The 5699-nt window shown below is 60.3% G+C and carries 4 protein-coding genes and 1 pseudogene; 1 reads left to right on the forward strand and 4 read right to left on the reverse strand.

Annotated features, from left to right (window positions below; genetic code table 11):
- Nucleotides 1–207: pseudogene (locus tag ACILRA_RS18730) on the forward strand (ABC transporter ATP-binding protein); the annotation flags it as partial.
- Between the two features lie 970 nt (nt 208–1177).
- Here the strand turns inward: ACILRA_RS18730 and ACILRA_RS18735 are convergent.
- Genes ACILRA_RS18735 through ACILRA_RS18750 form a run of 4 tightly spaced genes read right to left on the reverse strand, consistent with a single transcriptional unit; the run spans nt 1178 to nt 5617 of the window.
- The gene (locus ACILRA_RS18735; RefSeq protein ID WP_395663583.1) at nt 1178–3382 is read right to left on the reverse strand and encodes an ATP-dependent RecD-like DNA helicase; all 2205 of its coding nucleotides are present in this window, start codon (nt 3380–3382) and stop codon (nt 1178–1180) included.
- Entirely contained in the window at nt 3379–3876 is a 498-nt protein-coding gene (locus ACILRA_RS18740; protein ID WP_395663584.1) for a thermonuclease family protein, read from the reverse strand. Before ACILRA_RS18740 ends, ACILRA_RS18735 begins: the two co-directional genes overlap by 4 nt.
- Nucleotides 3876–4301: a hypothetical protein gene (locus ACILRA_RS18745; RefSeq protein ID WP_395663585.1), complete on the reverse strand. Its 426-nt coding sequence runs from the start codon at nt 4299–4301 to the stop codon at nt 3876–3878. Before ACILRA_RS18745 ends, ACILRA_RS18740 begins: the two co-directional genes overlap by 1 nt.
- Complete coding sequence (locus tag ACILRA_RS18750) at nt 4298–5617, reverse strand: recombinase family protein (protein ID WP_395663586.1); 1320 nt, start codon at nt 5615–5617, stop codon at nt 4298–4300. Before ACILRA_RS18750 ends, ACILRA_RS18745 begins: the two co-directional genes overlap by 4 nt.
- Between the last annotated feature and the right edge of the window lie 82 nt (nt 5618–5699).

A 5699-nucleotide genomic window follows, 5' to 3' on the forward strand; every position in this document is an offset into this window, starting at 1 on the left:
GGAGATCAGAAATTTCGCGCAAAGTCACTCAAAGCTTTTCAGGAGCGGGCTGATCGCTCTGACGTGATCCTTGTATCGCATAATCCTGGGACATTGAGGCAGTATTGCACGAGAGGGGCAGTTCTTCACGGTGGTGATTTAATGTTTTTTGATAATCTAGATGAGGCGATAGACGCCTATGAGCTAATGATGCTACGTAGTACTTGAGGGGGCTGTTGCGGAGGCTTATGTAGCCGGGAACTGTCAATCTACTACACTACGGTCGCTCCGCTCAGTTGACGCGAACAATAGAAGTGGCTCGGGGAATCTGAACAGAGTTCCCGTGAAGGGGAGTGCACGTATGATCATAACCCAATTCGGCGGCATCATTGCCTGGAAACTGGCCGGCCAGACCAACGGCATGCTTGAGGCATTGAGTGGGCTCGTTTAGACCGCCAAACGCAAGGCCCGGGTTTACAAGCGGTTCAGCACTAAGCGGACCGTGCTGTTCCTAATCGCCGGGAAAATCAACTTCCCGAAGATTAAAGGTCAAACAGCATAACCCACTCGTTTTTCAAAGGAGCCACGAAAACGTGCAGGCGACTTCTCAGTTTCTTGATTCATCACATTGGCACTTTTACCAATTTGGAACTAATTCAGTTGATGAGCGTTGAGCCGCAGTTCTGGTAACGATAGCCAAATACTGCCTGATCAGCTGCGGGCGGAATGCATAGGGGAATACAATATGGCAAGACCATCCAAACATGTTGCTCAGCTGCGTAAGATCATTACCAGCTTGGAAACGCTGGTGAGTTCGATGGAAGCCCAGCAGGAGGTCCATTCCGCGAATGGAAAGAACGGGAAGGCATCGGGTTCTAGAATCCGGCGCAGCAAGAATGAAGTACTTGCGCTTAAGAAGCTTCTGAAGTCTGAGCGAAAGGCTGGCGTTCCAGTCGCAGAATTAGCCGCCAAGCACGGTGTCAGCTCCGCCTACATTTACATGCTCCGCTAGACGTCTCCATCGCTATGATAGGATCGGTGGCGCTTTGTGGAATGCCGCCCATATCCGTAGATAGCCCATCTGGAGCGCAGAATGGATGCAAAGGGCTGCCACAGCAGTATCGCATCGTCAAACCCGAGACCTGCTCCAAAAGCCCTGGAAATCAAGTTTATGCGATCAGGGCGCCAGGAACATATGTCAGTGGTCTGCCTTTTCGTTGATGAGCCATTCCCGAAGCTTCGTCCAGCGCCTGCGGCCCGAGACGTTTTTTACAGCAATGGCCACCGCCTTGGCCTGTCCAACGATTACGACGAGTTTCTTGCCGCGGGTGATGCCGGTGTAGATCAGGTTCCGCTGCAGCATGGCGTAATGCTGGGTCATGACGGGAATGACGACGGCTGGGTATTCGGAGCCTTGTGACTTGTGGATCGTCGCGGCATAAGCGGGAACGAGCGTGTCGAGTTCGCCGAAGCCGTAGGTGACGGCGCGCCCGTCGAAGCTGGCGAGCAGTTCGCCGGTGTCGAAATTGACCGCATCGATGTAGCCGACATCACCGTTGTAGACCTCCTTCTCATAGTCGTTCTCGATCTGCATGACCTTGTCGCCGGACGCGAAGGTCCATCCGAAGCGGTCGACCTTCTGCTCCTTGGCAGGATTCAGCGCTGCCTGAAGCTCGATGTTGAGCGAGCGGGCGCCCACGCCGCCGCGGTTCATGGGGCAGAGCACCTGTACGTCGCGGATGGGATCGAAGCCGAAGCGCTTCGGGATGCGGTTCTTGACGAGGTCGACGATGAGCGGCACGGCGGCCTCGGGCTCTGCCGCGTTGATGAAGTAGAAATCGCTGTCCCCCTCAGGTTTGGCGAGATCAGGCATCTGGCCTTTGTTGATGCGATGCGCGGCGGTGATAATGCGGCTTGTCGCTGCCTGTCGGAACACCTCCGTGAGCCGCACGACGGGGATTGCCTCCGACTGGATGATGTCGGCCAGCACCTGGCCGGGGCCAACGGATGGCAACTGGTCAATATCGCCGACGATGAGCAGGGCGGGGGAGTCGGGCAGCGCCTTCAGAAGGGCGTGCATCAGCGGCACGTCCACCATGGAAGTCTCGTCGATCACCAGCAACTCGCAGTCGAGCGGGTTCTCGGCATTGCGCTTGAAGCCGCCGCCCTTGGGATCGACCTCCAGCAGGCGGTGAATCGTCTTCGCCTCGAAGCCCGTGGCTTCCGTCATGCGCTTGGCCGCGCGGCCTGTTGGCGCGCAGAGCAGAAGGTTGACGCCCTTCGCGGCAAGTATGCGCAGGATGGAATTGACAATGGTGGTCTTGCCGACGCCGGGCCCGCCGGTGATGACCAGCACCTTCGCCATGAGCGCCAGCCGGATCGCCTCCATCTGCGTGGGGGCGAGGCTCAGTCCGGTCTTCTGCTCAATCCATGGTAGCGCCTTGTCAGGATCGATCCACGCCCATGGCAGCTTGCCGGTGGCCAGGGTTCGCAGCCGCTCGGCAATGGCCTGTTCGGATCTGTAGAGGCCGGCAAGAAACACGCATCGGGTTTCGCCCACCGCATCGGCGATGACGGTGCCCTCAGCAAGCTCAAGGTCCAGCGCCGTCTGGATGAGTTCCTTCGGTACATCAAGCAGTTCCACCGCCAGCGGACCCAGTTCCTCGACCGGCAACCCGCAGTGGCCTTCGTCCATCGCCTCGGTCAGCGCATAAGAGATGCCGGCGCGCACCCGGATCATGGCGGTCTTCTCGATCCCCAGCTTCATGGCAATCGCATCCGCAGTGCGGAAACCGATGCCACGGATGTCGCGGGCGAGCCGATAGGGGTTATCGGTCATCACCTGGATGGCGTCGGCGCCATAGGTCTTGTAGATCCGCACCGCGCGCGCCGTGCCGACGCCATGGCTGTGCAGGAAGACCATGATCTCGCGCACCGCCTTCTGTTCGGCCCAGGCCGCCGTGATACGTTGCGCCCGCACCACGCCAATGCCGTCCACCTCACGCAGGCGTTCCGGGTTGGCCTCGATGATGTCGAAGACCTGCTCACCAAACGCCTTCACCATCTTCTTCGCATAGACCGGGCCAATGCCGCGGATCATGCCGGACGACAGGTATTTCTCGATACCCTCCGCCGTGGTGGGCGGCGTAGTCTTCAGAAACCGTGCCTTGAACTGCAGTCCATGGGTCCGGTCGTTGAACCATTCTCCGGTGGCAGTAATCCATTCGCCTGCAGCGATGGCGGCGGAATGCCCAACGACCGTCACAAGGTCCCGGTGCCCTCGCGCCTTGACGCGCAGCACGCAGAAGCCATTCTCATCGTTGTGGAACGTCACGCGCTCCACAATCCCCGCCAACACGTCCTGCGGCGCCTGCTGGGCCTGTGGGGCGGAGTTTCGGCTCATTTCTTCCGCGCTCGCCAGTCCCAAGGCATCTCGAACGAACCAGCCCATATGCCGCGCCTGGCAATTCGGGCTTGGTCCTCCTCGTCAATGTAATCGATTCCATACTTCCGAAATGCCACGGCCCAGCCCTGCGCGACCACCCAGGCGTTCAGGTTTGTGCCACTCTTGAAGCAGACTGCTGTGGTGCGCTTGTAGCGGTCCCGGCCCTTTGGTTGGCACGTAACGGTGGACCGCCCGATCATATCAGCGAGCGCGAAGGCTGATTTCTGGCCGCAGCGATATCGTTTGCCGGCGGCATCTAGGCAAAGCTGGGAGCTCTCCGGTGCATCAATGGCATCGAGGCGGATTCGTTCGCCCCGTATCTCGATGGTGTCACCGTCGATGACGGAGGCGGTGCCTTGGATCGTAGGAGCGCTCATGGAATCAGTCACGCCGGTGCCGAGGGATGCTACCAGCGCAATCCATATTGCCAGCAAGGGCTTGCGGTTTATCATCATGCCAAATCCCTATCACGGGCTTGGGAAATCGGGAACGGTTCGCGACATCGTGGGAATACTTGGCGCTTCCATTCCCATGGAAACGGCTGCATCGCTCTCGCCATCGTCAGCCCCTCCGGCTGCCTCCCTGACAGTATGGCCTCGACGATCTCCGGCGCGAGCAGCGTCATGCGCAATACCCGGCTTACATAGGACGGGTTGATATTCTCAGCCTCTGCAATTTCCTCGATGGTAGCGAAGTCGCCGGTTTCCAACAGCTTACGCCACCGGAAGCCGCGCGCGAGGGCCTTGAGGAGTGCGCTGTCGACCCGTGCTCGCGGTGCCGGTGTCGCCGCAGTGCCGTCCGGCGTGATCACGAGCTTTTTTCCGCCGCGCTTGCGGATGGCGAACGGCACCGTGACGGTAGTCGTCTGCTCGGTCATGCCGCCGCCTTTCGGCTCTTGCCGGTAATGGTGCCGACCTCCGCCACCATCTGCGCCAGTCCCTTGTCCCTGAACTTCAGCCTCAAACCGACGGTACCGATGTCTACGCGCTCGATCAGCAATTGTACAATGCGCGCCTGCTCGGCGGGGAATAGCTGCACCCAGAGCGGATCCAACGCGGCCAGCGCCTCACGCACCTCGTCCTCCGCCAAGCCCTCACATTCCGGCTGCGCGACGCGCCAGGTTGCCACGACCACCTCCGGCGCGCGCAGCATGCCGCGGATCTGACTGATGACGGCGGCCTCGATCTCCGCCGCCGGCACGCGCGCCACCGGGCATTTCCCAGCGCCGTGCTTCAGGACCGTCTGGCTGACGTAGTAGCGGTAGAGGTGGTCGCCCTTCCGCGTATGCGTCGGCGAGAAGGCCGCGTCATCCGGCCCGTAGAGCAGGCCCTTCAGCAGGGCAGGCGTCTCGGCGCGCGTATTGCTGGCGCGAAGGCGTGGGCTTTCCTTCAGGATGAACTGGACATGATCCCATGTCCGCTGGTCGATCAGGCGCTCGTGCTCTCCCGCATAGCCGGTACCCTTGTGGACGGCTTCCCCAATGTAGGCGCGGTTGTTCAGCATCCGATAGAGGAAGTTCTTGCTCATGGCATTGCCGCGCGGCGTGCGGATGCCTTTTCTCACAACCTCCCGCGCAAGCTCCGTGGCCGAGCCGATTTCCAGGAATCGGGCAAAGATCCAGCGGACATTCTTCGCCTCGGCCTCATCGATCACCAGCTTCCGGTCCTTCGGCTTGTAGCCGTATGGCGGTGTGCCACCCATGAAGATGCCCTTCATCCGGCTGGCCTTGACCTTGTCGCGGATGCGCTCCGCCGTCACCTCGCGTTCGAACTGGGCGAACGACAGCAGGATGTTCAGGGTGAGCCGCCCCATCGAGGTGGTGGTGTTGAAGCTCTGGGTAACGCTGACGAACGTGACATTGTTACGGTCGAACACTTCGACCAGCTTCGAGAAATCCATCAACGAGCGAGAGAGGCGGTCGATCTTGTAGACCACCACCACGTCGATCAGCCCGTCCTCTATTTCGGACAGGACGCGTTGAAGAGCAGGGCGGTCCAGCGTGCCGCCGGAGATGCCGCCGTCGTCATAGTGATCGCGCACCATCGTCCAGCCCTCCGAGCGCTGGCTGGCGATGTAGGCTTCGCAGGCCTCGCGCTGGGCGTCGAGGCTGTTGAACTCCTGCTCCAAGCCTTCCTCGGAGGATTTGCGGGTGTACACGGCACAGCGGAGCTTGCGAGTTGTCGGCTTGTTCATGCTTGCTTCCTCGCCCCAGACTTGATCCCGAAAAAGGTCAGCCCGTTCCACTGTGTGCCAGTAATGGCGCGCGCAATTGCGG

The sequence above is a fragment of the Aestuariivirga sp. genome (assembly GCF_044239095.1).
Taxonomy (GTDB): Bacteria; Pseudomonadota; Alphaproteobacteria; order Rhizobiales; family Aestuariivirgaceae; genus Aestuariivirga.

What these genes read in the sequence shown, in the direction of transcription:
- ACILRA_RS18750 (WP_395663586.1), bottom strand. Translation starts at nt 5,617, where the DNA reads ATGAACAAGCCGACAACTCGCAAGCTCCGCTGTGCCGTGTACACCCGC.
- ACILRA_RS18735 (WP_395663583.1), bottom strand. Translation starts at nt 3,382, where the DNA reads ATGAGCCGAAACTCCGCCCCACAGGCCCAGCAGGCGCCGCAGGACGTG.
- ACILRA_RS18740 (WP_395663584.1), bottom strand. Translation starts at nt 3,876, where the DNA reads ATGATAAACCGCAAGCCCTTGCTGGCAATATGGATTGCGCTGGTAGCA.
- ACILRA_RS18745 (WP_395663585.1), bottom strand. Translation starts at nt 4,301, where the DNA reads ATGACCGAGCAGACGACTACCGTCACGGTGCCGTTCGCCATCCGCAAG.